This is a genomic window from Hymenobacter ginkgonis (assembly GCF_009755225.1).
GTDB lineage: Bacteria > Bacteroidota > Bacteroidia > Cytophagales > Hymenobacteraceae > Hymenobacter > Hymenobacter ginkgonis.
Genome location: NZ_WQKZ01000002.1, coordinates 527,728 through 552,221, shown reverse-complemented (window position 1 = coordinate 552,221; position 24,494 = coordinate 527,728). Strand labels below are relative to the sequence as shown.

15 protein-coding genes are annotated in these 24,494 nt (G+C 61.9%); 9 read left to right on the top strand and 6 right to left on the bottom strand.

Features of this window, described 5'->3' with window-relative positions; translation table 11 throughout:
* Positions 1-10 precede the first annotated feature (10 nt).
* Positions 11-934, top strand: coding sequence for an NHL repeat-containing protein (locus GO988_RS08150; protein ID WP_157564048.1), 924 nt, complete (start codon positions 11-13; stop codon positions 932-934).
* Here GO988_RS08150 and GO988_RS08145 read toward each other — a convergent pair.
* Positions 914-2,128 carry an NAD(P)-dependent oxidoreductase gene (locus GO988_RS08145; RefSeq protein WP_157564046.1) on the bottom strand — a complete coding sequence of 405 codons (1,215 nt, stop codon included), beginning with the start codon at positions 2,126-2,128 and terminating at the stop codon, positions 914-916. The genes GO988_RS08150 and GO988_RS08145 overlap by 21 nt on opposite strands.
* 114 nt (positions 2,129-2,242) lie before the next feature.
* Between GO988_RS08145 and gcvP the strand changes: the two genes are divergently transcribed.
* Both gcvP and GO988_RS08135 read left to right on the top strand, forming a co-directional pair.
* Positions 2,243-5,167 (top strand): aminomethyl-transferring glycine dehydrogenase, encoded by a 2,925-nt coding sequence (gene gcvP, locus GO988_RS08140; RefSeq protein WP_157564044.1) that lies wholly within the window; start codon positions 2,243-2,245, stop codon positions 5,165-5,167.
* Between the two features lie 240 nt (positions 5,168-5,407).
* Positions 5,408-6,031 (top strand): DUF4136 domain-containing protein, encoded by a 624-nt coding sequence (locus tag GO988_RS08135; RefSeq protein WP_157564042.1) that lies wholly within the window; start codon positions 5,408-5,410, stop codon positions 6,029-6,031.
* 78 nt (positions 6,032-6,109) lie between these two features.
* On the opposite strand, the gene lipA is transcribed toward GO988_RS08135, so the two are convergent.
* Entirely contained in the window at positions 6,110-7,012 is a 903-nt protein-coding gene (lipA, locus tag GO988_RS08130) for a lipoyl synthase (RefSeq protein WP_394351222.1), read from the bottom strand.
* A 43-nt stretch (positions 7,013-7,055) separates the two neighbouring features.
* Complete coding sequence (locus tag GO988_RS08125) at positions 7,056-7,889, bottom strand: hypothetical protein (RefSeq protein ID WP_157564038.1); 834 nt, start codon at positions 7,887-7,889, stop codon at positions 7,056-7,058.
* Positions 7,890-7,969: 80 nt separating this feature from the next.
* On the opposite strand from GO988_RS08125, the gene GO988_RS08120 reads away from it, so the two are divergent.
* Both GO988_RS08120 and GO988_RS08115 read left to right on the top strand, forming a co-directional pair.
* Entirely contained in the window at positions 7,970-8,389 is a 420-nt protein-coding gene (locus GO988_RS08120; protein ID WP_157564036.1) for an OsmC family protein, read from the top strand.
* A 290-nt stretch (positions 8,390-8,679) separates the two neighbouring features.
* Positions 8,680-15,180 (top strand): hypothetical protein, encoded by a 6,501-nt coding sequence (locus GO988_RS08115; protein WP_157564034.1) that lies wholly within the window; start codon positions 8,680-8,682, stop codon positions 15,178-15,180.
* A gap of 100 nt (positions 15,181-15,280) precedes the next feature.
* Here GO988_RS08115 and uvrA read toward each other — a convergent pair whose 3' ends face one another.
* Positions 15,281-18,397, bottom strand: a complete 3,117-nt coding sequence (gene uvrA, locus GO988_RS08110; protein ID WP_232341444.1) for an excinuclease ABC subunit UvrA — start codon at positions 18,395-18,397, stop codon at positions 15,281-15,283.
* A gap of 209 nt (positions 18,398-18,606) precedes the next feature.
* On the opposite strand from uvrA, the gene GO988_RS08105 reads away from it, so the two are divergent.
* The 4 genes from GO988_RS08105 to GO988_RS08090 all read left to right on the top strand — a co-directional run bounded on the left by GO988_RS08105 (position 18,607) and on the right by GO988_RS08090 (position 21,160).
* Complete coding sequence (locus GO988_RS08105; RefSeq protein WP_157564032.1) at positions 18,607-19,002, top strand: hypothetical protein; 396 nt, start codon at positions 18,607-18,609, stop codon at positions 19,000-19,002.
* An 86-nt stretch (positions 19,003-19,088) separates the two neighbouring features.
* Complete coding sequence (locus tag GO988_RS08100) at positions 19,089-19,514, top strand: hypothetical protein (protein WP_157564030.1); 426 nt, start codon at positions 19,089-19,091, stop codon at positions 19,512-19,514.
* A gap of 199 nt (positions 19,515-19,713) precedes the next feature.
* Complete coding sequence (locus GO988_RS08095) at positions 19,714-20,115, top strand: hypothetical protein (RefSeq protein ID WP_157564028.1); 402 nt, start codon at positions 19,714-19,716, stop codon at positions 20,113-20,115.
* A gap of 196 nt (positions 20,116-20,311) precedes the next feature.
* Positions 20,312-21,160, top strand: a complete 849-nt coding sequence (locus GO988_RS08090; protein WP_157564026.1) for a hypothetical protein — start codon at positions 20,312-20,314, stop codon at positions 21,158-21,160.
* 108 nt (positions 21,161-21,268) lie between these two features.
* On the opposite strand, the gene GO988_RS08085 is transcribed toward GO988_RS08090, so the two are convergent.
* Positions 21,269-22,888, bottom strand: a complete 1,620-nt coding sequence (locus GO988_RS08085) for an FAD-dependent oxidoreductase (RefSeq protein WP_157564024.1) — start codon at positions 22,886-22,888, stop codon at positions 21,269-21,271.
* Between the two features lie 133 nt (positions 22,889-23,021).
* Positions 23,022-24,425 carry an asparagine--tRNA ligase gene (gene asnS / locus GO988_RS08080; RefSeq protein WP_157564021.1) on the bottom strand — a complete coding sequence of 468 codons (1,404 nt, stop codon included), beginning with the start codon at positions 24,423-24,425 and terminating at the stop codon, positions 23,022-23,024.
* Between the last annotated feature and the right edge of the window lie 69 nt (positions 24,426-24,494).

Genomic DNA, 24,494 nt, shown 5'->3' with positions numbered 1-24,494 from the left:
TGCCTACGCTATGACGAACTATACTTTTCGCACGTGGCTGCTGCTGGTTGGCCTGGCAGTACCGCCGGGCATTGCAGCGCTGGGAGCCGCTCCCGCTGGACCGGGTAAGCGGTTGGCTGACCACCCGTCGCACTCCGTAACCATTAGCCAAGGCGTTGGTACGTTTGGCTACCCCGACGGGGTGGCGGTGGATGCCAACGGTTCGGTGTATGTGGTTGATACCGACAATCTTGTGATTAAAAAAATAAGTCCCGCGGGCGAGGTAACTACGTTGGCCAGCGCGGGCTTCAACTACCCCACTGGCGTGGCGGTAGCGCCCGATGGCACCGTGTACGTGGCCGACGCCGGGAGCCGCACCCTCAAAAAAGTAGCGCTCAGTGGCGAGGTAACGACGGTAGCCGACGGCTTCAACTATCCCACTGGCGTGGCGGTGGCCCCCGATGGCACCGTGTACATAGCCGATGCGGGTACTGAAGCCAACAAGGGCCTCATTCGGCGGCTTAGCCCCGCTGGGCGGCTCACTACCCTGGCGCACGGCTTCAACCGGCCGGGGGGGATAGCAGTAGCCGCCGATGGCACGGTGTACGTGGCGGATACCGACAACAATGCTATCCTTAAGGTAGGCTCTAGTGGCCAAGCCGCTACCTTGGCTAGCATTGGCCTCAACAAACCCCACGGCTTGACGGTGGATGCCGACGGCACGGTGTATGTAGCTGATACTTATAACAATAGCATCCAAAAAGTAACCTCGACCGGCAAAGTAACCATGCTAGCCGATAGCTTGGCCTACCCCGCCGGCGTGGCCCTGGCCGCCGATGGCTCGGTGTACGTAACCGACACGGGTAGCGGCGCCCTCAAAAAGGTGACGCCCGCGGGCATCATCTCGACGCTGGCCGCGAGCTGGGCCCGGCTCTCAGCCTACATAATCGGCTAGGTAGGCATAGCGCGGGCACAGTTCGCCACCGCGGGCAATGGTGGCCCGCGCTAGCACGCCGGCCGCATCACCACCCAGCAAGTGCGGAAACATTTGGTCGAGCAGCTGCCGGCCAAAGTCGCGGCTGGCGTTGCGGGGCAGCTCGCAGGGCAGGTTGTCCACGGCCATTACCGTGATATTTTGAGGGTTGGAATACGCCGCTTCGAGGGCGCCGGTAGCCGGGTTATAATCGAACGCCGGCGCCTCGATGGTGGTGCTGCGCTTGGTAAGCGGAATGGAGCCGTTTACGTCGCAGGTCACATCGGCAACGGTATCTATTTTGAAGTCAGTCTTCTGGGTGTCGGGCTCCGTAAACAATAAAGGCGCCGCCGGGTCCCAATAGGCACAAGCGATGAGCAAGTCCGTGACGGGCACAAAGTTGCCGAAAGTCGATTCGTAGGCGGCCGGCTCGTGGTGAAAGTTGGCCGTATCCCACACCCGGCCGTCGCGGCGGCGGTTGTAGTCCGAGCTGCGCAGCTGGGCATACACCGGCTCCGCAAAATCGAGGTAGAGGTAGTCGTACACACTCACCCGCCGGATGCCCATGCGGCCCAGCACTTCTACTGCCCCCTGCGCCACGCGGCCCGAGCCCGTGACCGCAATTTTGATGGGGGGTAGGCGTTTTACCTTGAAAAACTCCTCCTGCATATCCTCCATATCCACACATTGCCAGGCCGGCTTGAGGGCAAACAGGCCGTGCTTGCGGCCGTAAGTCAGCAAGCCGTTATAGGCGCCCACAATGCCCGCCCAGTGCCCAAAAGCCACCACGCGCTCGCCGGCCGCGTTGGTCAGCAGCTCATAGTCAATCAGCGTAATATTCTTTTGCAGAATGGTTTGCAGCAGCTCGCGGTTACGGGGCTGCTTCTTCACGGTGTGCGAAAAAAAGAGGTAGATTTTGCCGGGCAGCAACTCGGCCACGGGCACTTCCTTCACGCCCAGCAGCACGTCGCAGGCGGCCATGTCCTCGGCCACTTCAATGCCCAAGTCGCGGTACTCCTGGTCGGCAAACGCGCGGTGCGGACTGGGCTGCACCCGCACGCGCAGGCCGGGGTAGGTGTCTTGCAGCTCGGCGCATTTTTTGGGGGTAAGGGCCACGCGGCGGTCGGGCGGGGTGCGGCCTTCGCGGAGCAAACCAAGGAGGGGGGGTAGGGGCATAGGCGAAGCAGAAGCAGAGAAGTGCCCAAAAGTACACCCTACCCCCGACCAATCGGGGCGTACCTTTGTTAAGGAAAAAGTTGCTTTTCGCTACCCCTGTCCCAACCCCTATTTATGTCGTTTAGATTCAAGCCTGCCGACGTGTTTGAAACCCGCCACAACGCCCCCACCCCCGCCGACCAGCAGGCCATGCTGCGCACCATCGGGGTCGAGTCGGTGGCGCAATTAGTGGCCGAAACCGTGCCGGCCGCTATTCGCCTACCCGAGGCACTGGCCTTACCGCCGGCCCTCACCGAGCGCCAGTTTTTGAAGCGCTTCAAGCAAATAGCCGGGCAGAACAAGGTGTATAAGAGCTACATCGGCCTGGGCTACCACGACACTACCCTACCCCCCGTTATCCAGCGCAACATCCTGGAGAACCCCGGTTGGTACACCGCCTACACGCCCTACCAGGCCGAAATCGCGCAGGGCCGGCTAGAGGCGCTCATCAACTACCAGACCCTGATAATTGACCTCACGGGGCTGCCCATTGCCAACGCCAGCCTGCTCGATGAGGCCACTGCTGCGGCCGAGGCGCTGCACCTGCTACACTCGCAAACCAAGAAGAAAAACGCCACCAAGTTTTTCGTGTCGGAGCAGGTGTTGCCGCAAACCATCGACGTGCTGCGCACCCGCGCTACCCCGCTCGGCATCGAGCTAGTCATCGGCGACCACCGCACCGCCGACCTGAGCGACGAGGCGCTGTTTGGCGCCATTGTGCAGTACCCGGGCGCCAACGGCACGGTGTTCGACTACCAAGAATTTATTGACAACGCCCATACTAACAACCTGTTTGTGGTGATGGCGGCCGACTTGCTGGCGCTCACCCTGCTAACGTCGCCCGGCGAGCTGGGCGCCGATATTTGCGTGGGTTCGTCGCAGCGCTTTGGCGTGCCGATGGGCTTTGGCGGGCCGCACGCGGGCTTCTTCTCGTGCAAAGACCAGTTCAAGCGCGTTATTCCGGGCCGCATTATCGGCCAAAGCGTGGACGCAGCCGGCAACAAGGCCTACCGCATGGCCCTGCAAACCCGCGAGCAGCACATTCGCCGCGAAAAAGCTACCTCCAACATCTGCACCGCACAGGTACTGCTGAGCGTGCTGGCCGGCATGTTTGCCGTGTACCACGGCCCGAAAGGCATCCGCCAGTTTGCCGTCAATACGCATTTATTTGCCCAAATTCTGGAAGCTGAATTGAAGGCACTGGGCGTGGAGCAGCTGAACAGCAACTACTTCGACACCCTTAGCCTGCGCCTCGAAAGCCACGAGATGCAGCAAGCGTTGAAGAAAGAGGCGGAGGCCGCCGGCATCAACTTCCGCTACTACGAGGAGACGCTGGTGGGCATCAGCCTGCACCAAAACGTGGAAATCGACGACGTGCGCGACATCGTGGACATCTTCGCCAAAGTGCTGGGCAAGGAAGTGGCGACCACCGCCGCCCCCACCGCCGAGGCTGAAATGGTGCTGACCTGGCCGGAGAGCTTGCAACGCACCAGCGAGTACCTCACGCACCCCGTCTTCAACTCGCACCACGCCGAGCACGAACTGCTGCGCTACATGAAGCAGCTCGAAAACAAGGACTTGAGCCTCGCGCACAGCATGATTCCGCTGGGTTCGTGCACCATGAAGCTCAACGCTACGGCCGAAATGATACCGGTGACCTGGCCCGAAATCGGCCAACTCCACCCCTTCGCGCCGGCCAACCAAACGATGGGTTACCAGCAAATTATCCGCGACTTGCAAGCCTGGCTGTGCGAGGTAACCGGCTTTGCCGCCGTGAGCCTCCAGCCCAATTCGGGCGCGCAGGGCGAGTACGCGGGCCTGCTGGCCATTCGCGGTTACCACGAAGGGCGCGGCGAAGGCCACCGCACGGTGGCCCTTATCCCGTCGTCGGCGCACGGCACCAACCCCGCCTCGGCCGTGATGGCCGGCATGCAGGTAGTAGTGGTGAAAAGCACCGAAGACGGCAACGTGGACATGGACGACCTGCGCGCCAAAATCGCGCAGCACGCCGACCGCCTGAGCTGCCTCATGGTGACGTACCCCAGCACGCACGGCGTGTACGAAGAGACGATTATCGACATCTGCGACCTTATTCACCAGGCTGGCGGCCGCGTGTACATGGACGGCGCCAACATGAACGCCCAGGTAGGCCTTACCTCGCCCGCCAGCATTGGCGCCGACGTGTGCCACCTCAACCTGCACAAAACGTTCTGCATCCCGCACGGCGGCGGTGGGCCGGGGGTAGGCCCTATCGGCGTAGTAGCCGACCTCATCCCCTACTTGCCCGGCCACGTGGTGGTGCCGGTGGAGGGCCGCAGCAGCGGCGCGGTTTCGGCGGCGCCGTGGGGCTCGGCTAGCATCTTGCCCATCTCCTACGCCTACATTTCGATGATGGGCGGCGACGGCATCACCCGCGCTACCGAGCTGGCTATTCTGAACGCCAACTACATTAAGGCGCGCCTCGAAGCGCACTATCCCGTGCTGTACACCGGCGCGCAAGGCCGCTGCGCCCACGAGATGATTCTGGACTGCCGCCACTTCAAGAAGGCAGGTATTGAGGTAGAAGACATTGCCAAGCGCCTGATGGACTACGGCTTCCACGCGCCTACCGTAAGCTTCCCGGTGGCGGGCACGCTCATGATTGAGCCCACCGAAAGCGAGAGCAAGGAGGAACTGGACCGCTTCTGCGAGGCCATGATTTCGATTCGCCGCGAGATTACCGAAGTAGAAGAAGGCCGCGCCGATGCCAAAGAAAACGTGCTGAAGCACGCGCCGCACACCGCCGCTACGGTGCTGGTGCAGGAGTGGACGCGCCCCTACACCCGCGAGCAGGCCGTGTACCCGCTGGCCTACGTGCGCCAAGCCAAGTTTTGGCCCAGCGTGAGCCGCATCGACTCGGCCTACGGCGACCGCAACCTCATTTGCAGCTGCACGCCGCTGGAGGAATATGCCGACCAAACCGAGCAGTTGGTGCCCACCGACAAGGGCCCGTCGTACTAGGCAGCCGCGCAGGACCCGTTAAGTCCGAGAGTTATTCAAAGCCACGCGCGGATATATAAGTCTGCGCGCTAAAAAACGCCAGGTTGAGCACGCGAAAAGCGCTCGGCCTGGCGTTTGGCGTATTGGTCGATTGGCTAATGAAAGTAGTCGGCTTGCCTACTTTTTTTGGAACATTGGCTCGACGGTCAGCGTTAAGTCAGTATCTCCCGCAAGGGTATTATTCCTCTAGTTTTTAGCCTTATGAACCGCATCACTCGTTTATTGGCCCGGCCGGCCGCTTTGGCGGTCACGGGCTTGGCGCTGACCCTCGGGCTCGGCTCCTGCGCTACGTCGGCCAACGTTGGCGTGTCAAGCGACTTTGACCACGCTGTTAATTTCCGCGCCTACAAAACCTGGGCTTGGTACCCCAAGCAAGCCAACGACACCGAAGGCGGCCCCGCCCGCGGCTACGAGTCGTTCACGGACCAGCGCATCCGCGATGCCGTGAGCAAAGACCTCGCCGCTAAAGGCATGACCGAAACTACCACGTCGCCTGACGTGTATGTGGCCTACAGCGTGCGCGTTGAGAATAAGCAGCAAGTGGCCGGGGGCTACCCCTACGGCGGCTACGGCTACCCCTACTACGGCTACGGGTACGGCGGCTTTGGCGGCTACCCCTACGGTGGCGGCTCGTATAATTACAAAGCCGGCACTGTCATCATCGACATCGTAGATGCTCGCCGTAAAGAGCTTGCTTGGCGCGGCACGGGCCAGGCCCAGCTGAACCAGAACAGCATTTCGGAAGCCGAAACCTATCGCATCGTCAATAGCGTGCTGAGCAACTACCCGCCCACCGACGAGCGTCGCCCGGCGGCCGTTCGTTAGGCTTTGCCTCCCCCCTTTAAAGAGAAAAGCCCTGCTAGATTCTAGCGGGGCTTTTCTCTTTAAAGGGGGGAGGGTGCTCTAAATCGGCACGTTCACGTGGCGTTCGGCGTGGTACGAGGAGCGCACCAGCGGGCCGCTTTCTACGTACTTGAGGCCGCGCTTGAGGCCTTCTTCCTTGTAGAGGGCAAACGTTTCGGGGTGAATAAACTCGGCTACTTCGAGGTGGCGCTTAGTGGGCTGCAAGTACTGGCCCAACGTGAGAATGTCGAGGCCGTTGGCCACGAGGTCGTCCATAGCTTGGTATAGTTCGTCGGCTTTCTCGCCCAAGCCCAGCATAATGCCCGACTTGGTGCGGTGCCCGGCCAGCTTGGTACGCCGGATTTGCTCGAGCGAGCGGTCGTATTTGCCCTGTGGGCGCACGAGGCGGTAGAGGCTACCCACCGTCTCCATGTTGTGCGAAATCACCTCCTGGCCACCCGAAATCATGGTATCGAGCGCCGCCCAGTTGGCTTTCACATCGGGTATAAGTGTTTCGATGGTGGTTTCGGGGCTTAGCTGCTTGGTAAATACCACCGTATCGCGCCACACGCTGGCACCGCGGTCCTTCAGCTCGTCGCGGTTCACGCTGGTAATAACGGCGTGCTTCACCTTCATGAGCGCAATGGCTTCGGCCACGCGGCGGGGCTCATCGAGGTCGAGCTCGGAGGGGCGGCCGGTGGCTACGGCGCAAAACGAGCACGAGCGCGTGCACACATTGCCGAGTATCATAAACGTGGCCGTGCCCGCGCCCCAGCACTCGCCCATGTTGGGGCAATTACCTGATTCGCAGATGGTATGCAGCTTATGCTCGTCCACCAGCTTGCGCACGGCGGCATAGTCGGGGCCTACCGGCAGCTTCACGCGCAGCCAGTCGGGCTTGCGGGGCCGGGCCGGGGTAGGCGGCGCAATAGGTTCGGCCTGAATAATAGGTAGCGAGAGCAACAGGGTATCCATAGAGTAAAGTTAAGGCCCAATGCGGCGGCCGCTAGCTGCGGTGGCCCAGGTATAGCGTCAGGTAAACCGAGGGAAAGAACTGCTTGTTCAGGGCGTTGGGCTCGGCGGGCGCGGGCGGGTTGAGGATGAGCAGGCGCTTAGAGTAGCCTTCAATCAGAAAGCCCACTTCGGCACCAGCTACGGCATCGCGGTAGCGGCCATACTCGAAGCTGAGGCCGCCGCGCAGGTGCACGCCGGGCACCACCTTGGTTTGGCCGATGCCACTAAAAATGGGGGCCCGGTCGTAAATAAATGTTTCCTGGGCGTGCCGCACGGGGTCGTAGGCTTCGTCCACAATCACGTCGCGCGGGCCAAAGGCGTTGTTTTGGGCGGCTGTTTGGTCATAGCTGATGTAGTAGGGCATGAGCAGCGCCAGCGACGGCCCCACGCTCAGCAGGCCGTTGACTTGCACGCCGGAGTCGGCCGCTTTGCGAAACAAAATGCGCTGAATCCCGAACGATGGCCGCAACGCAAATGCGTAATTAGCCTTGTAAAGCGTGAACGAGCCCCCAGTGTAAGGATTGGTCACACTTTGCTCCTTCGGGTTTTTGAAAAAGACGCCTTCCAGGCTCCAAAACCGCAGCCAGCGCTCGTCCATCACCCGGGCCACGCGCACGTTTACGCCTCCAATAAGGCCGCCCTGGGTGTTGAAGTTGAGGCCAAATACCGTCTCGCGCTTGTACGACTGCTCATCCGAAGGCATAGTCAGCGGCGCCGCTTCGAGGGTAGGGCCGGTGGGCGGGGGGGTAGCACTTTGGGCCTGGGCGCGCTGGGCTCCGGCCAGGCCCAGCCCCAAGCAAGTAAGAAGGACGTGCGTCTTTTTCATAGAGAAATCAAAAATACCAGCTTTCGGAGCTTCGCGCCCCGCCCGCGCGTGCCTAAACGCTGCGGGGGTAGCTTTGTAGTATGAGCACGCCCCATACTACCGCCACCGCCCGCTACGAAGGGCACCTGCGCACCGAAGCTACGCACACGGCTTCGGGTACTATCATTCAGACCGATGCCCCGGTGGATAACCACGGGCGGGGTGAGGCTTTCTCGCCAACCGACCTTGTGGGTACTGCCTTGGGCACCTGCATTTTAACTACTATGGCCATCGTGGCCGAGCGCCACCAGGTAGACCTAGTTGGCAGCACGTTTACGATGGAAAAAATCATGAGCAGCGACGCACCGCGTCGCATTGCGCAGCTCACCGTCGAGCTGCACCTGCCCGCTGCCCTCAGCCCCGCCAACCGGGCCCTGATGGAACGCACTGCGCACACCTGCCCCGTGGCTCTGAGCCTGAACCCAGAAATTAAGCAAGAGGTTCGGTTTGTATATGCGTAGGGCACGAGCCTAATACCGAGGCTACGCCTAGCAACATTAAAGGGAGCCGCTCCGAAGTTTTCGGAGCGGCTTTTTTAGGCTCATTCAGTAAATTTTAAAAAATAAATAATCCCAATAATTAGCTTATTATTAGTTCTTTGCTTGTCAATAAATTGCTTTCTACTCGGTAGCACTGGGAACTATTTTGGGTGCGGGCCATCCGAAGTGGCCCGTTGCTTGCAAGGGTAGCCTGCAGGCCAGCGCATGGGAGGGTAATTCCTACCCTCTACTATGCTGCTCCACTCCTGCATATGACTGTTATACTACTTGTTGCCTTGGCAGTGCTTGCGCTGGCCATCCGGTTTTGGGATTTGCCCAGGCAATTAGAAGAATTAAAGGGCGCCGTAGCGCACCGCTGGGCCGAGCAAGCTACCCTTCGCTTGGAAGTCAAGGGGTTGCGCGAGGAGTTGACCGAGCTGCGCGCCTTGGTCGGCACGCTGTCGCAGGCCGCCTTTGTGGCCCAGCAGCCCGGTGAATCTGGACCGGTGGCCGTATGCTACCCACCGCCCACCGTGGTTTATGAGCCGCCGGTAGCGGCATCAGAACCAGCCCTACCCCCCTCGCTCGCGCCCACGGAGCCGCCAGCGCCAGCAGCACCGGCGCCAGCGGAAGAACCAGAAGCAACTGAAGCTGCCGCTAATGAGCAACCAGAAGTCGTTGATGAAGAAGTAATTGAAGCGGAATCGCTAGCAGCAACGCCTGCTGAGCAGCCGCAGGAATTGGAAGCGCCAGCAGCAACTGAGTTGGCAGTGCAAGCCGCTACCGACGCGCCAACACCAGCAGAGCTACCCACCGCAGCAGAGGAAGCGCCCGTCGAAGTGCCCGCCGAGGCAGTGGAATTGGAGCACGTACCCACTGCCTTGCTAGCCCCCCATGAGCTAGGGAGGGCTCCTGAAGAGCCCTCCCTGGCGGCGCCAGTTGAACAGGAAGAGCCGGCACAAGAGCCCATGGCTGAACAAGAGGAGCCGGCCGAGCAGGAAGAATCACCGGTATCGCCGGCGCCGGCCCCCGCCGCCTGGCCTACCCCCCCTGCACCGGCCAAGCCACCGCAGCCGCGGCTACTGCCCCCGCCGGCCCGCCGCCGGGCGCCCAAGCCAGTCCCTACCGGGCCAACTTGGTGGGAGAAGGCTGCCACAATGGTGCTCGAAAACTGGACCGGCGTGCTTGGCGCGGTGGTGCTGGTGACGGGGGTAGGCTTTTTGGGCATTTACGCCGCCTTGCGGCTGGCGCCCCCCTTCCGATTTCTGCTGATTTGCGCCTTCGCAGTGGGCTTGCTAGGCGCGCGGTATGCGCTGCGCAACAAGCAATTTGCCAAACAGCTCAATGCCTGGCTGCTGAGCAGTGCGGCCGCCATTTTCCTGTTTGCTTGCGTGGGGGCCGTGAGTATTTCGGGCCTGCAATGGGCCACGCCGCCCTTCGACTACCTGCTGCTGCTGGCGGGCGTGAGTGCCAACCTCTACCTGGCCTGGCGTGCCAGCCGCGAAACGGTGGCTACCCTGCACGGCGTGCTGAGCCTAGTGGCGCTGGCGGTGCTGCCGCCCACGGGCCTCACGCTGGGCGCGGCGGCGGGCGTCACGGCCTTTAGCATTGCCATCACTTACCGGCAGCAGTGGAAGTACCAACTGCTGTTGAGCATTGCCAGCTTCTTCGCTTTTCACCTCTACTGGCACCAAGAACTGGCTACTATTGCCAATGGCTTGCGCCTGACGGCCATGGCGTTGGTATTGCTGGTGGGCGGCGCGGCCGCCGTAGTGCAGTACCGCCGCGTGTATGCCGAGCGGCGGTTCGAGCCCCTGCTTTTCACGGCGCACCTGCTGAACTGGACCTGCCTGGGCATCAACCTTTACCTGCACAGCACGGGCTCGGTCTGGAAAACTATTCCGCTGGCGCTGGGCGCCCTGCTAACGTTCTGGGCCGGGCGGCAAGCCAAGAAGCTGGGCATCGGCTGGCTGTTTCAGACCGACACCATTATCTCGCTCATTTTAGCGCTAGCCACGGCGCTCTCGCTGCAAGGCTGGCACGCTACCAACACGGTTATCCTGCTCTTTATGCTGCTCGAATCGCTGCTGGTAGCCCTCGTGATGGCCCGGCAACGTGAGGCGCTGGTGTACCGCGTGGCGATGGCTGGCGCGCTGCTGGCGGGTGGCGGCTTGCTACTGCTCGCCGGCGTGCAGGCCGACACCAACGTGCCTACCCAGCTCTACCGCGATGCGCTGGTGCTGGTGCTGGCTGGCAGCGCAGCATTGGCTTTCACCAAGTTGATTTACCAGCAACCGCTGCTTCAACTAACTACTTCTGAGTTAGATACCCAAACGGCCAGCGCGCAGCTAACCGCTGACCCGCACCACTTCTTGCTGCAAGGCTTGGGAGGGCTGGCGGGCCTGCTGCAAGCGGGCACCGGGTTGCTGCTGGCGCGGGCGCTGTTTGCGTGGCCCCACGTGCCGGTAGGGCTATTGCTGGTGGCGCAAGTAGCGCTGGCGGGCGGTGCCCTGGGGCTGGCCGCGTGGGTACGGGCCGGTGGCCGCACGCCCAATTGGGTGCGGTGGCAGCAGTTGGTGTTGGGGCAGTTTTTTGTGGTGCTAGCGCTGGTTGGGCTGCACGAAGTGGGCCTCAGCTGGTCGGTGGTGCTGCTAGTGCTTTTCGCCGAAAACCTCCTGGTACTGCTGTTCTTGGCCGGCCGCGACCCAGCCGACCAGCTGCATGGGCAGGTGTACCGCGTAGCGCTGGCCGAAGCTTTCCTAACCAGCACGGGCCTGCTGCTAGTCGCTGGCCGCCACGTCGCCGACCACGAACCCACCTTGCTCTACCGCGAGGCGCTGCTGCTAGCCTTGGCCGGCTGGGTGGGGGTAGGGTTTGTGCAACTTGCTTTCAAACTTTCTTTCTTACAAGTGGTTAGGCCCGCGCTGCGCCAACCTGATGGCAGCGAGTTCCTACCGCCGGCCTCTAACCAACGGGCGCACCAAGGCCTGGTAAGCGGTTTTGCTGGGCTGGCGGGCCTGCTGCAAATTGGCGCGGGGGCCCTGCTGGGACGGGCATTGTTTGGCTGGCAACCGGCGCCGGTGGGGCTGTTGCTCATGGGCTTGGTAGGGTTAGCGAGCAGTTCGCTGGCACTGGCGTACTGGGTGCGTACCCTGGGGGTAGCCCCCGATTGGGTGCGGCGCCAACAGCTCGTGCTGGGGCAACTCCTCTTGGTGCTGGCCGTGTTTGGGCTGCATGAATTGGGTTTGAGTTGGCCGGGCGTGCTCATCGTGCTATACCTCGAAACGCTGCTGGCCGTGCTGCTGCTGGCGGGGCGTGATGGCCTGCTGCACCGCGCCGCGATGGTGGGGGCACTGGCGGCGGGCGCCAGCCTGCTGCTGCTAGCCGGTAGTCATTTCTCCCACGACTTGCCCACCACCCTGTACCGCGATGCGCTGCTGCTGGCGCTCGCAGGCTGGGCCAGCATCGCCTTCGTGCAGCTCACTTTCAAACAACTTCTTTTTCAAGCTACTAACGACGAAAATAACACCGCACCGGCGCCACATACTGCCTTGTTGAAAAACCTGCTGCATGGCTTTGCCAGCTTGGCTGGGCTGCTGCAAGTTGGCACTGGCGCGCTACTGGCGCGGGCACTGTTTGCATGGCCCCACGTGCCCGAAGGGCTGCTAATTGGGGCCATGGTGGTGCTGGCCGGCCTCTCGCTGGGGCTCAATAAATGGCTGCATACCAGCGACCTGTCGCCAAATTGGATGCGGCGTCAGCAACTCGTATTAGCGCAGTTTTTTATGGTGCTGGCCGTGTTTGGGCTGCACGAAATTGGCCTGGGCTGGTCAAGCGTCGTGTTTGTGCTCTTCGCCGAAAACCTCCTGGTAGCCCTACTGCTGGCGGGGCACGATGGCCTGCTGCACCGCGCGGCCCTGGTTGAGGCGCTACTAGTGGGCGCCAGCTTGCTGGCCGTCGGCGGTAGCCACCTGGCCCACGGCCTACCCCCCGCACTTTACCACAACGCGCTGCTGCTGGCGTTGGCAGGCTGGGCCAGCATCGCCTTTATTCAATTCACATTTAAACAGCTTCGCGCTCAAGCTATTGCCAAAGAGCCGGCTACCCCGACTGGGGCGATAACCAGTTTTTACGCGGGTTTGCTTCATGGCTTTGGTGGGCTGGCTGGGCTGCTGCAAGTAGGCACCGGCGCCCTGCTGGCGCGGGTGCTATTTGGCTGGCAGCCGGCGCCGGTGGGGCTGCTGCTTGTGGCCTTGGGGGCGTTGGCGGGTATTTCGCTGGGGCTGGCTTATGGGGTTCGCGGTGGCCTGGCGCCCGACTGGCTGCGGCGCCAACAATTGGTGCTGGCGCAGTTTTTTGTAGTGCTGGCCATTGTCGGGCTGCACGAATTGCGTCTGAGTTGGTCAGGCGTATTCCTTGTCTTGTACCTTGAAACGCTACTAGCCGCGTTGCTACTGGCCGGGCGCGACAAACTGCTGCACCGCGCTGCCATGCTGGAGGCCTTGGCAACGGGCACCGGCCTGCTGCTAGTGGTTGGCAGCCACTTGGCTGATGGCAAGCCCGGCTTGCTCTACCGCGAGGCGCTGCTGCTGGCACTCGCGGGCTGGGCCAGCATCGCCTTTATTCAATTCACGCCCAGACGGCCTTTCTCGCAGACCATTACCGCTGGCTCGGACGCTTCGGTAGCCCCTACCCTACCCTCCTCGTGGCTGAGCAACTTGCTAGGCGGCTTCGCCGGACTAGCGGGCTTCTTGCAAGCAGGCGCGGGCTTGCTGCTGGCGCAGGTGCTGTTTGGGTGGTCTGAGAAGCTCCCCATCTTGCTGCTGCTTGGGCTAGCGGGTGCCGCCCTGGGGCTGGCTTATTGGGTGCACGCCCGCGGGCAGGCGCCGCGCTGGGTGCGCCGGCAGCAACTGGTACTGGCGCAGGTTTTCACGGTGCTGGCCGTTGTTGGGCTGCACAAAGCGGGCCTGAGTTGGCCGGGCGTACTAGTGGCGCTGTATGCCGAAAGCTTATTGGCCGCCTTGCTGCTAAGCGGGCGCGACGAAGACGAACTGCTGCACATCCAAACCTATTTGCTGGTGCTGCAAGCAGGGCTGCTGCCTGTGCTGGTGCGGGCTACGGCGCCCAGCGGCCTACCCTCCCTCACGCAGGCAAGCTTGCTGCTGGGGGCGGCGCTGCTCACGCTGGGCTACCAGGCGCGGCAGCTGTTTTCGGCTCGTATGAGCGAGGACTACGCCCGCTTGCCGCTCACCGCCACCGCCCGCCTACCCCTGCTGAGTGTGGCCATTGGCTGGCTGCTGCTGGGCGCTGGCTCGCTAGAATATACTCATGCCTGGGCCGGCTGGGCCATGGTTGGCTTGCTGGCGGCCTTGCTCTACCTACGGCAGCGGGCGGCCGTGCCGGGGCTGTGGGCCGCGCTGGTGCTAGCCGCTACGGGCTACGTGGGGCTGCAATGGGCGCACGTGCTGAGCGCGGCGGCGGCCACTCATTTTGCTGCGCAGCCGGCGCTGGGAGCGGGCCACGTGCTGCTGTATTTGCTACCCACCCTGGCCGTGCCAGGGCTGGCTTTGCTCACGTCGCAGTGGCCCGTATCGGGGCGCTACCTGCGTGGGCCGTGGCTCTATATGCTGGGGCTGCACTTGGTAGTTGCGCTGCTAGGCAGCGTACCGCCTGCCCACCACGCCTACCTGATGCTGGGGCTGCTGGCCCTGGCGGGCACGGCCTTCGCAGCGGCCCAAACCTGGCGGCGCGCGCTGCCCGATGCAACGGCCGTGGACCAAGCCGGCCGGCCCGACCGCTACCTGTTGCACCTCAGCTATGGCTTGCTAGTTAGCAGCTTGCTTTTCCACCTGCGCCTGCTGGCTGGCCCTGAGACGCTCTTTCACCAACCCGCCGAATACTTTACTGCGGCGGCTTTCTTCGGGGTGCTAGCGGCAATGGCCATTGCCCGGCCCCCGGCAACGGCGCCGGTTTATACTTCCTGGCGGGTGCTGCATCCCTGGCTGCCGGAAGCAGCGCTGCTGTTTGGCACCTTCACGCTGGCTCACAACCTGCGGGCGCCTTGGCTGCCGCTGATTTGGATAGGCGCAGCGTTGGTGCTCAGCAATATAGCGGCAGCAGTGCCGCCGCGCTTTCGGCGGCTGGGCCTATACGGCCGGCTGTATTATTGGCTGGCGGCCTTGTCGGCCAGTGCCACGTGCTTGCTGTACGTGTCGCCTACCCAGCTGCTGAGTCCCGAGTGGTGGGCCCTTACCACGGCTGTGGCTCTGCTGTTTGGGTATGTGGGCCTGGCGCTACGCGTCGGCAACGAGCCCTACGCCGACCTCTCGCCGGCCTGGAATGCACTAGCACAGCTACCCCAGCGCCAGCTCGAAGCCCTGTTGCTCTACCCCGCCTTCGTGGCCTTGTCGCTGCTTTTTATCCAATCCTTCGACCGCTCGGTGCTCACGGTGTTGCTAATGCTCGAAGTAGTGGCCGTATTCAGCACCAGTTTGCTCCTGCGCCGGCAAGATTTGCGCTACGTGGCGCTGGCCGGCATGGTCGGCTGCCTGGTGCGGTTGGTGTTCTTCGACCTCAGCCGGAGCGGCACCATCACGCGGGCCATCGTCTTCATCTTCATGGGCTTACTTCTACTGGGCATGAACGCCCTGTACGCCCGCTTCAAGGCGCGGTTTGAGCCTGAGCTAGCCGCCGGCCCACCCGACCACTTAGAGGAAGATGAGGAGGAATTCCTACCCAACCTGCCCGATGAAGAGGCACTAGCGCCGGAATAAATGCACTACCTGAACCCCCTTTAAAAAGGCGGGCCGCTTGTCAACTATTGACAAGCGGCCCGCCTTTTTAACCAACTTCTAAACGCCATATGGCCTTGATCTACACGTACTTACTCGTCTTCAACTCTTCGGCCAGGAAGCGGGCGGTGTAGCCCTTGCCCGCCTTCGCCACCTGCTCGGGCGTGCCCTGAGCTACGATGGTGCCGCCGCCGGCGCCGCCCTCGGGGCCGATGTCGATGACGTGGTCGGCTACCTTGATGAGGTCGAGGTTGTGCTCGATGATGAGGACGGTATTGCCCTTGTCGGCGAGCTTATGGAGCACGTCGGCGAGGTGCCTGATATCCTCAAAGTGCAGGCCGGTGGTCGGCTCGTCGAGGATATAGAAGGTCTTACCCGTGTCTTTTTTGCTGAGCTCAGTGGCGAGTTTCACGCGCTGGGCCTCGCCACCCGAGAGGGTGGTAGCCTGCTGGCCCAGCGTGAGATAACCCAAGCCTACATCAGCCAACGTCTTGATTTTACGTAGGATACGCGGCTGAAACTCAAAGAATTCTACCGCTTTCTCCACCGTCATGTCGAGAATGTCGGTGATAGACTTGCCCTTGAAGCGTACTTCTAAGGTTTCGCGGTTGTAGCGGCGGCCCTTGCAGGTTTCGCAAGGCACGTGCACATCGGGCAGGAAGTTCATTTCGATGGTGCGGATGCCCGCGCCTTCGCAGGTTTCGCAGCGCCCGCCCTTCACGTTGAACGAGAAGCGGCCCGGCCCATAGCCCCGAATTTTGGCTTCCGCCATCTCCGCAAACAGCTGGCGGATTTCGGTAAACACGCCCGTATAAGTCGCTGGGTTCGAGCGCGGCGTGCGCCCAATCGGCGACTGGTCTACCTCAATCACTTTGTCAATCAAGTCCAGGCCTTCCAAGCTGCCATAAGCCAGCGGCTCGCGGTGGGCGTTGAAAAAGTGCTGATTCAGAATTGGATACAGCGTATCGTGGATGAGCGACGACTTACCCGAGCCGCTTACCCCCGTCACGGCGATGAGCTTGCCGAGCGGGAATTTGGCGGTCACGTTCTTGAGGTTGTGCCCCTTGGCGCCCTTCAGTACCAGCTCTTTGCCCTCCCCTACCCGCTTCTTTTTGCGCAGCTCGATGTGGCGCTTGCCGCTGAGATAATCGGACGTGAGCGAGCCGGAATTGAAAATTTGCTCGGGCGTGCCCTCGGCCACGATGTGGCCGCCGTGGATGCCCGCGCCGGGGCCAATGTCGAGCACGTGGTCGGCGTGCAGAATCATGTCCTTGTCGTGCTCCACCACAATCACCGAATTACCAATGTTGCGCAGGTGTTGCAGGGCCTTGATTAGGCGCTCGTTGTCGCGCTGGTGCAAGCCAATACTCGGCTCGTCCATGATGTAGAGCACGCCTACGAGCTGGGTGCCAATTTGGGTAGCGAGGCGGATGCGCTGGCTTTCGCCGCCGCTCAGCGTGCGCACCGAGCGGTGCAGGCTGAGGTAGTCCAAGCCCACTTCGAGCAAAAAGCCGATGCGCTTGCGAATTTCCTTCAGCAGTTCGCGGGCAATCAGGTTTTGGCGGTCGCTCAGGCGCTCCTCCAAATCCGTAAACCACGCCGCCAACTCGTTGATATCGAACACCGATAGCTCCCCGATGTGCTTGTCGGCCAGCTTGAAGTGCAAGCTTTCCTTCTTGAGGCGGTAGCCCTCGCATACGGGGCAGGTTTGGGCCTGCGTGTACTGCTGAATCCACTCGCGGATGTTGTCAGATTCCGACTCCATCTGCCGGCGCAGGAAGGGAATAATGCCCTCAAACGGCTCGGTATAAGTGGCTTTGGCGTCGTCGGCATCGTCTTGCGTGATGCCGTGGAGCAGGCGCTTGAGCAGCTCGGGGTCCAGCTTTTCGATGGCGGTGTTGAGGCTGGCCTTGTGCTTTTTGAGGATGAGCTGGAGCTGCTGGAAAATCCAGATGTCGCGGTACTCGCCGAGCGGGGCAATGGCCCCGCGGCTGATGCTCAGCTTAGGGTCGGGGATAACGGTTTCTTCCGTAATCTGCTGCACCTCGCCCATGCCGGCACAGTGCGGGCACGCGCCATAGGGCGAATTGAAACTGAACGTGTTAGGCGCTGGGTCATCGTAGGCAATACCCGTTTCGGGGTCCATGAGGAAGCGCGAGAAAAACTGCGGTTTGCCCTTTTCGCCTTTCGCGTCGGGGTCGAGCACCAGCATGGTGCCCTTGCCGTGCGTCATGGCGTTTTGCACCGAGCCCGAGAGGCGGAAACGGTCTTCCTCCTTCACCACGAGCCGGTCAATCACGATTTCGATGTCGTGAATTTTGTAGCGGTCCACCTGCATTTTAGGCGTGATGTCGAGCAGTTCGCCATCGACGCGCACTTTGGTGAAACCCAGCTTCGCAATCTTTTGAAAATCTTCGCGGTAATGGCCTTTCCTACCCTTCACCACCGGGGCGAGCACGATAAGCTTTTTGCCATCGTAGTGCCGCAGAATGTAGTTGATAATCTGGTCGTCGCTCTGCCGAATCATCTTCTTGCCCGTGGCGTAGCTGTAGGCTTCGGCCGTGCGGGCGTAGAGTAGGCGCAGAAAGTCGTAAATCTCGGTGATGGTGCCCACCGTCGAGCGTGGGTTGCGCGAGGTGGTTTTCTGCTCAATCGAGATAACCGGCGACAACCCTTCGATTTTATCGACGTTCGGCCGCTCCAGCCCGCCCATGAAGGAGCGCGCGTAGGCCGAAAACGTCTCCATGTACCGCCGCTGCCCTTCGGCGTAAATGGTATCGAAGGCCAAACTCGACTTGCCCGAGCCCGAAATACCCGTGAACACGACCAGCTTGCCCCGCGGAATCTTCACCGACACATTTTTTAGGTTGTGCTCGCGGGCCCCATACACCTCAATGTAGGGCGCCTCGGCTTCGGCCCCCTGGGGCTGGCCGTGGCCGGCCGGCGCGAGGGGGGGTAGGGTAGTAGGCGTGTCGTGCTGGGTGGCCACGGCCAAGCCAGCGGGTGCGGGCTGGCGGCCCACCGGCAGGTTGTGCTGCTTGTCGGGCGTCTGCTGCTCAGCTACTTCTAGCAGCTCGGTAGCGGTGGTAGCGGTCAGGATTTCGGCCGCGTTACCGGCCAGTGAAGCAGCTTTTTTAGGGGCTGCCTTGGGGTTTTTCGGAGCGGGAGCCACGGGAGCGGTAGCCGTTTTTTTAGCCATGCGGGCAAATCAGAGGAACAAGCAAAGGTACGGGAACGACCAGGCGAGGGCTAAGCAACAACCGAAATTATCGCTCGCCGCCTGGCCGTGGGCCGACTGACACTAACAAGCTTAGCCGGTGAATGGTGCGGTGCGGCGTGATTTCTCTTTCTTTGCCAGGCAAGCCGGCCGGGGCGTTGCGTTTTTTCTCTACCTAAAATCCACTCGTTATGCTTGCCCCTTTTTACCGCTCCTTTCGGCGGCTATTGTTGAGCGCCGGGCTGCTGCTGGGCACCCAGGCCGCCTTTGCCCAAGCTAGCGCGGCGCTACCGCACGGCTATGATTTTCTGACGATTACGATTGTTAAATCGCCCTACAAAGCCGATTGCCGCATGTTGCTGACGCCGGCCTTCCAAGGAAAAACCGAAGTGAAGCTGGAAGAGGAGTTCACGCTGGCGGCCGACAAGTACCGCGAAAACCTACACCGTAATACCCTACTGCTCAACCAGACGCTGAGCGACTTGTCGGTAGCGGGTTGGGAATTAGTCGAAACCCATGCCGCACCAGAAGGGCCGCCGCCCGTGGCCACCGTTACGCGCTACCTGCTGCGCAAGGCTAAAAGCTGAGTTATTGCGTATACGGCCGCACTAACCTCAACTGGTACTTGGCACCGTCCTTGCCAAGGGTAAGCAACACCCTTTCATTCTTTCCCATGAACTTGCTTCAAAAAACGGCCACCCTCGGGGCTTTTAGCCTGCTGGCTTTTGCTGCGGCTCCCGCCTACGCCCAGGTAAATATCAATATCAACACGGCGCCGCCGGTGGTGGTAGGCGCCCCGTCCAATGCGCAGTACTACTACATTCCGGAGGCTAACGCTTACTATGATGTGCCGGCCCGGCGCTACCTCGTGCAGCGCAACGGCAAGTGGGCGCGCTACGAGCACTTAGAGGGCTACGATTCGCGCAATTTCCATCCGCAGTACATCGACTACCGCGGCGACTCGCCCTGGACGTACAACCGCGGCGGCAACCCCCACGGCCTACCCCCCGGCCAGGCCAAGAAGCTCTATGGCAAAGGCTACAAAAACGACAAGCATGATAAGCACGACGACCACGGCAAAGGCCACGGCCACCGCTAGCCGCCAGCAACTATCCTCAAAAGCGCCCTGCGGGGCGCTTTTTTTGTGCCTGGCCGGGTAGCCGAGGGTAGGGAAATTATTGGTCGAGGAAGGTGGCGGGCTGGTCCGCACAATGCGCCTGTTTATCGACCCAGGGCTAAGGCGGGCATCCATTTTGCCCAGCGGTCGGTATCCTGTTCATCCTCTTTCCCCTTTTGCCATGAACTACCGCCCACAGCTTTTTGCCTTTGTATTTGGTGCTTTTGCCGCCTTGGCCGCCCCAGCTGCCCACGCCCAAGTGGGAGTTAATATCCAAATTGGCCACCCGGCCTGGGGGCCCGCCGTGCCGCAGGGCGCCCAGTACTACTACGTGCCCGAAATAGATGGCTACTACGACCTAGCCGCCCGCAACTATATTGTGCAGCGCAACGGCCGCTGGAGCCGCTTCAACAACATTCCGGGCTACAACCCGGCCAACTTCCACCCGGTGGTGGTGGACTACCGGGGCCGCCAGCCCTGGGCCCAGTACCAAGACCACCACGCCCGCTACTACCGCCCGGTGGTAGTGCGGGGCCGCAACGACAACCGCGGCCCGGGCCGCAATGGCCACGGCCGGCGCTAGCCTACCCCCGCCTTGCTTGCCGAAGCCTCGTCCGTTGGGCGGGGCTTTTGCATGAGCCACCGTTAAATAAACTTTCGTCGGCACATTAAGCGGCCCGGCACGTAAACTTGGTTCTTCTATCGACTAGGGCCTAAACCCGGCACTCTACTTGCCTAGTAGATAGGCAGACAATCTTACTTCTCTTTCTGCCTTCGTCATGAAATTTCACGTTCGTTTTCTTGCTTTCGCGCTGGGCACTGGCCTGGCGTTTGCAGCCCCTACGGCTGCCCAGGCGCAGGTAGGCATCAACCTCAACATTGGCCTGCCTGCGTGGGGGCCCGCCGTGCCGCAAGGCACGCAGTACTACTACATTCCCGAAATTGATGGCTATTACGACATCTACAACGGCGTGTACATCGTTTTTGATGGGGCGCAGTGGATACAAATGCCCTACATCGACGGCTACGACCCCTACTACTTTCACCCAGTACCCGTGAGCTATGTGGGCGCGCAGCCCTGGCTCTACATCAGCAGCTACCGCTCGCGCTACCCGCAGTACGTGACCGGCTACCGGCGCGGCGGCTTCGGCGGCTATGGCGGCCACTACGACCACGACTACGGCTCGGGCCGGGTGTATGGCTACGACCGGGGCGGCAACAGCGGCCGCGGCTACGACTACAACCGGGGCAACAATGGGCCCCGCGGTGGCTTCAACGGGGGCAATAACAACGGCGGCCGCGGCTATGGCGGCGGCCAGCCCAACAGTGGCGGCGGCCGGGGCGGCTTCAGCGGGGGCAACCCGGGCGGCGGGCTCCCAGGGCGCGGCACCATCGGCAACGGCATTCCTGGCGGCCAGGGAAACCCCGGCCGGGGCAGTATGGGCGGCGGCAACCCGGGCGGCATGGGCGGCCAGCGCGGAGGCGGTGGGCAGCCCGGCGGCGGTGGGCAGCCCGGCGGCGGTAACCCTGGCGGGATGGGTGGCGGCCAGCGGGGAGGCGGCCAGCCAGGCGGGGGCCAGCCCGGTGGAGGCGGCGGCAATGGGGGCGGCCGGCGCGGAGGCCGCTAGCCAGTTACTAGCTTCCTAACAAGGAGGGCCCGTTAGCGCTGCGCTAACGGGCCCTCCTTGTTAGGAAGCTAGTAGTGCCTTAATAACTTGATAGGCTGGTTTTTCACTCTACAACGCCGCCCACTGCATTCCCTCGTGCAGCGCGGCGGGGGTAGGCAGCCGGCCTTGGCCCAACAGCTCAGCCAGGTAAATCATATCGGCATCGCGGTTCATGCTGGCGGCGGCTACTATTTGTTCGTCAAGCACATAGAAGGCCATAAAATCTTGCTTGGCCACGTCGCCGTGGTAAATAATTTCGTCCCAGCGCTCGGCGTGGCCGGCGTAGCGCAGGCTTTTGCCGTACTGCTGCGTCCAGAAAAACGGCGCGGCTACGAATTTTTCCTGCTTACCTAGCATGTTGCGGGCCGCCACCCGGCCGTGCTGCTGAGCCACGCGCCAGTGCTCGATGCGCGTAAGCTGGCCGGTAGCCGCCAGCGGAAAACGAGCAATATCGCCGGCCGCGTACACATGGGGCGCGGCTTGCAAATAGGCATCCACAACCAGGCCACCGTCTTTCTCCAACTGAAAAGCAGCCTGCAAAAAATCGGTGGCCGGGCGCACGCCCACGCCCAGAACCACCACATCGGCGGGCAGCAGGCGGCCCGATTTAAGCTGCACGCCCGTTACGTGGCCAGCCGCGCCGAGCAGGGCCGTTACTTCAGCTTCGACCTCAAAGCCTACCCCCTTCTCTTGGTGCAAGGCCTGGAACATGGCCCCGATTTCGGGCCCCAGCACCCGCTGAAAAGGCACTTTTTCCTGGGCTATTACCGTCACATGGCGGCCTTCGCTGAGGAGGCTGCTGGCAGCTTCCATGCCGATAAAGCTGCTGCCGATAATGACGACTTGCTTGGCATCTTTAGTGGCCGCTAGCAACGCATCGGCATCGGCTTGGGTGCGCAGGGGCAGCACGCCTGGCAAGTCGTGGCCGGGTAGCTTAGGTAGCAAGTTGGGGGTGCCGCCAGGGGCTAGCAGCAGTTGGTCGTAGTGCAGCGGAGGGCGGTTCTCAAACGTCACTTCGCGCTTGGCTAAGTCGAGGCCAGTGGCGCGGGCAGCAAGCAGTAGCTCAACAGTATGCCGCTCGTAAAAACCGTGGGTGCGCAGCGGCATGGCGGCTGGCTTCGCCTTGCCGGCTAAGTACGCTTTGCTGAGCTTCGTGCGGTCGTAGGGCACGGCATCTTCGGCCGATACTACCACTATGCGCCCACCGAAGCCTTCCTGGCGCAGCGTTTGGGCGGCAAAAGCCCCGGCCGCACCCCCGCCAATAAGCACAAACGTGCGCTCATCCGCGGGGCTGGCAGCTTCTAGGGGGGGTAGGGTGCCGCCTACCTCGGCGGTGGGGGTAGCATTAGGGTCGGCGGGGCGGTCGGCGGCCGGCGGCACCTGCACCCAAATGCGGTTATCGGCCTCGCGCACGGCAAAAGCCGGCAGGTCGTCGAGCGCCGGGGGCTCGCACAGCGTGCCGTCGGCCACCTGAAAGCAGGCGTGGTGCCAGGGGCAGATGATGCGGCCCTCCACCAGCTTGCCTTTGGCGAGCGGGGCGCCGTAGTGCGGGCAGCGCGCCGCAAAGGCGTGCACCTGCCCTTGGTGCCGGGCCAGCAGCACCTCGGGCCCGTTGTCAGGGGTAGGGAAGGCGCACAGCTCGCCTTCGGGCAGGCTGGCAGAGTCGGTGAGGTCGATTTCAGGGAGCATGGGCGGGCAGGAAATAAGGAGTGGCTACCGCGGCCAACAAGGTTACGGTAGTACAAATTAGCGCCAATTAACAGCCATAAAAAAAGCACCCTGGCTAGGGTGCTTTTTTTGTGTAAGTCAGTGGTGGGCAGGCCTAAAACTCGGCGTTTTTGGGGAAGCGCGGGAACGGAATCACGTCGCGGATGTTGGTCATGCCCGTTACAAACAGCACGAGGCGTTCGAAGCCCAGGCCGAAACCGGCGTGCGGCGCGGTGCCGAAGCGGCGCGTGTCGAGGTACCACCACAGCTCGTCTTCGGGCACGTTCATTTCCTGCATCCGGGTTTGGAGCTTCGCCAAGTCTTCTTCGCGCTGCGAGCCCCCGATGATTTCGCCAATGCCCGGAAACAGCACGTCCATCGCCCGCACGGTGCGGCCGTCGTCGTCGAGCTTCATGTAGAAGGCTTTGATTTCCTTGGGGTAGTTGGTGAGAATAACCGGCTTTTTGAAGTGCTTCTCCACCAGGTAGCGCTCGTGCTCGCTCTGCAAGTCGGTGCCCCAATCAACGGGAAACTCGAATTTCTTTTTAGCCGATTTCAAAATTTCCACCGCCTCGGTATAAGTGAGGCGCTGAAACTCGTTGGTCGTCACGAAGCTGAGGCGCGCCAGCAGTTCCTTGTCGTAGGTATCGTTGAGGAATTGCAGGTCGTCGGCGCAGTGCTCCAGGGCGTACTTCACCAGGCTTTGGAGGAAATCCTCGGCCAGGTCCATGTTGTCGGCCAGGTCGTTGAAGGCCACTTCGGGCTCAATCATCCAGAACTCAGCCAGGTGGCGGGCGGTGTTCGAGTTTTCGGCCCGGAAAGTGGGGCCAAAGGTATAAACACTTCCCAAGGCCATGGCCGCCAGCTCGCCTTCAAGCTGCCCACTCACGGTGAGGTTGGTTTGCTTGCCAAAAAAGTCCTCCGAAAAGTCTACCGAACCGTCTTCGGTGCGGGGCGGGTGCTCGGGGGGTAGGGTCGTGACGCGGAACATCTGGCCCGCGCCTTCGGCATCGGAACCCGTGATGATGGGCGTGTGCACGTAGTAAAACCCGTGGCGGTTGAAGTAGTCGTGGATGGCAAACGCCAGCGCGTGCCGAATGCGCAGCACCGCCCCAAAGGTGTTGGTGCGGGGGCGCAAATGCGCGATTTCGCGCAGGTGCTCCAGCGAGGTAGCCTTCTTTTGGAGGGGGTAGGCTTCGGGGTCGGCCGTGCCAAGCACCGTTATTTCGGTAGCTTGAATTTCAACCGCTTGGCCCTTGCCTTGCGAGGCCACCAACTGGCCGCGCACGGCCAAGCAGGCGCCGGTCGTAATTTCCTTCAGGCTATCTTCGGGAAACTTCTCGGCGTCGGCCACTACTTGCAGCGTGTGGATGGTGGAGCCATCGTTGAGGGCAATAAACTGCACATATTTGTTGCCCCGGCGGGTGCGCACCCACGCTTTTACCAGCACTTCGCGGTTGAGGTCGGTACTTTTGAGGAGGTCTTGAATGCGGGTGCGGCGGAGCTGGTCGGCAGGCATAATGGGTACACAAAAGGCAGTGGAGCCCGCAAAGGTAAAGCCGCCGCTGGGGCACTAGCCGCCTGTTGG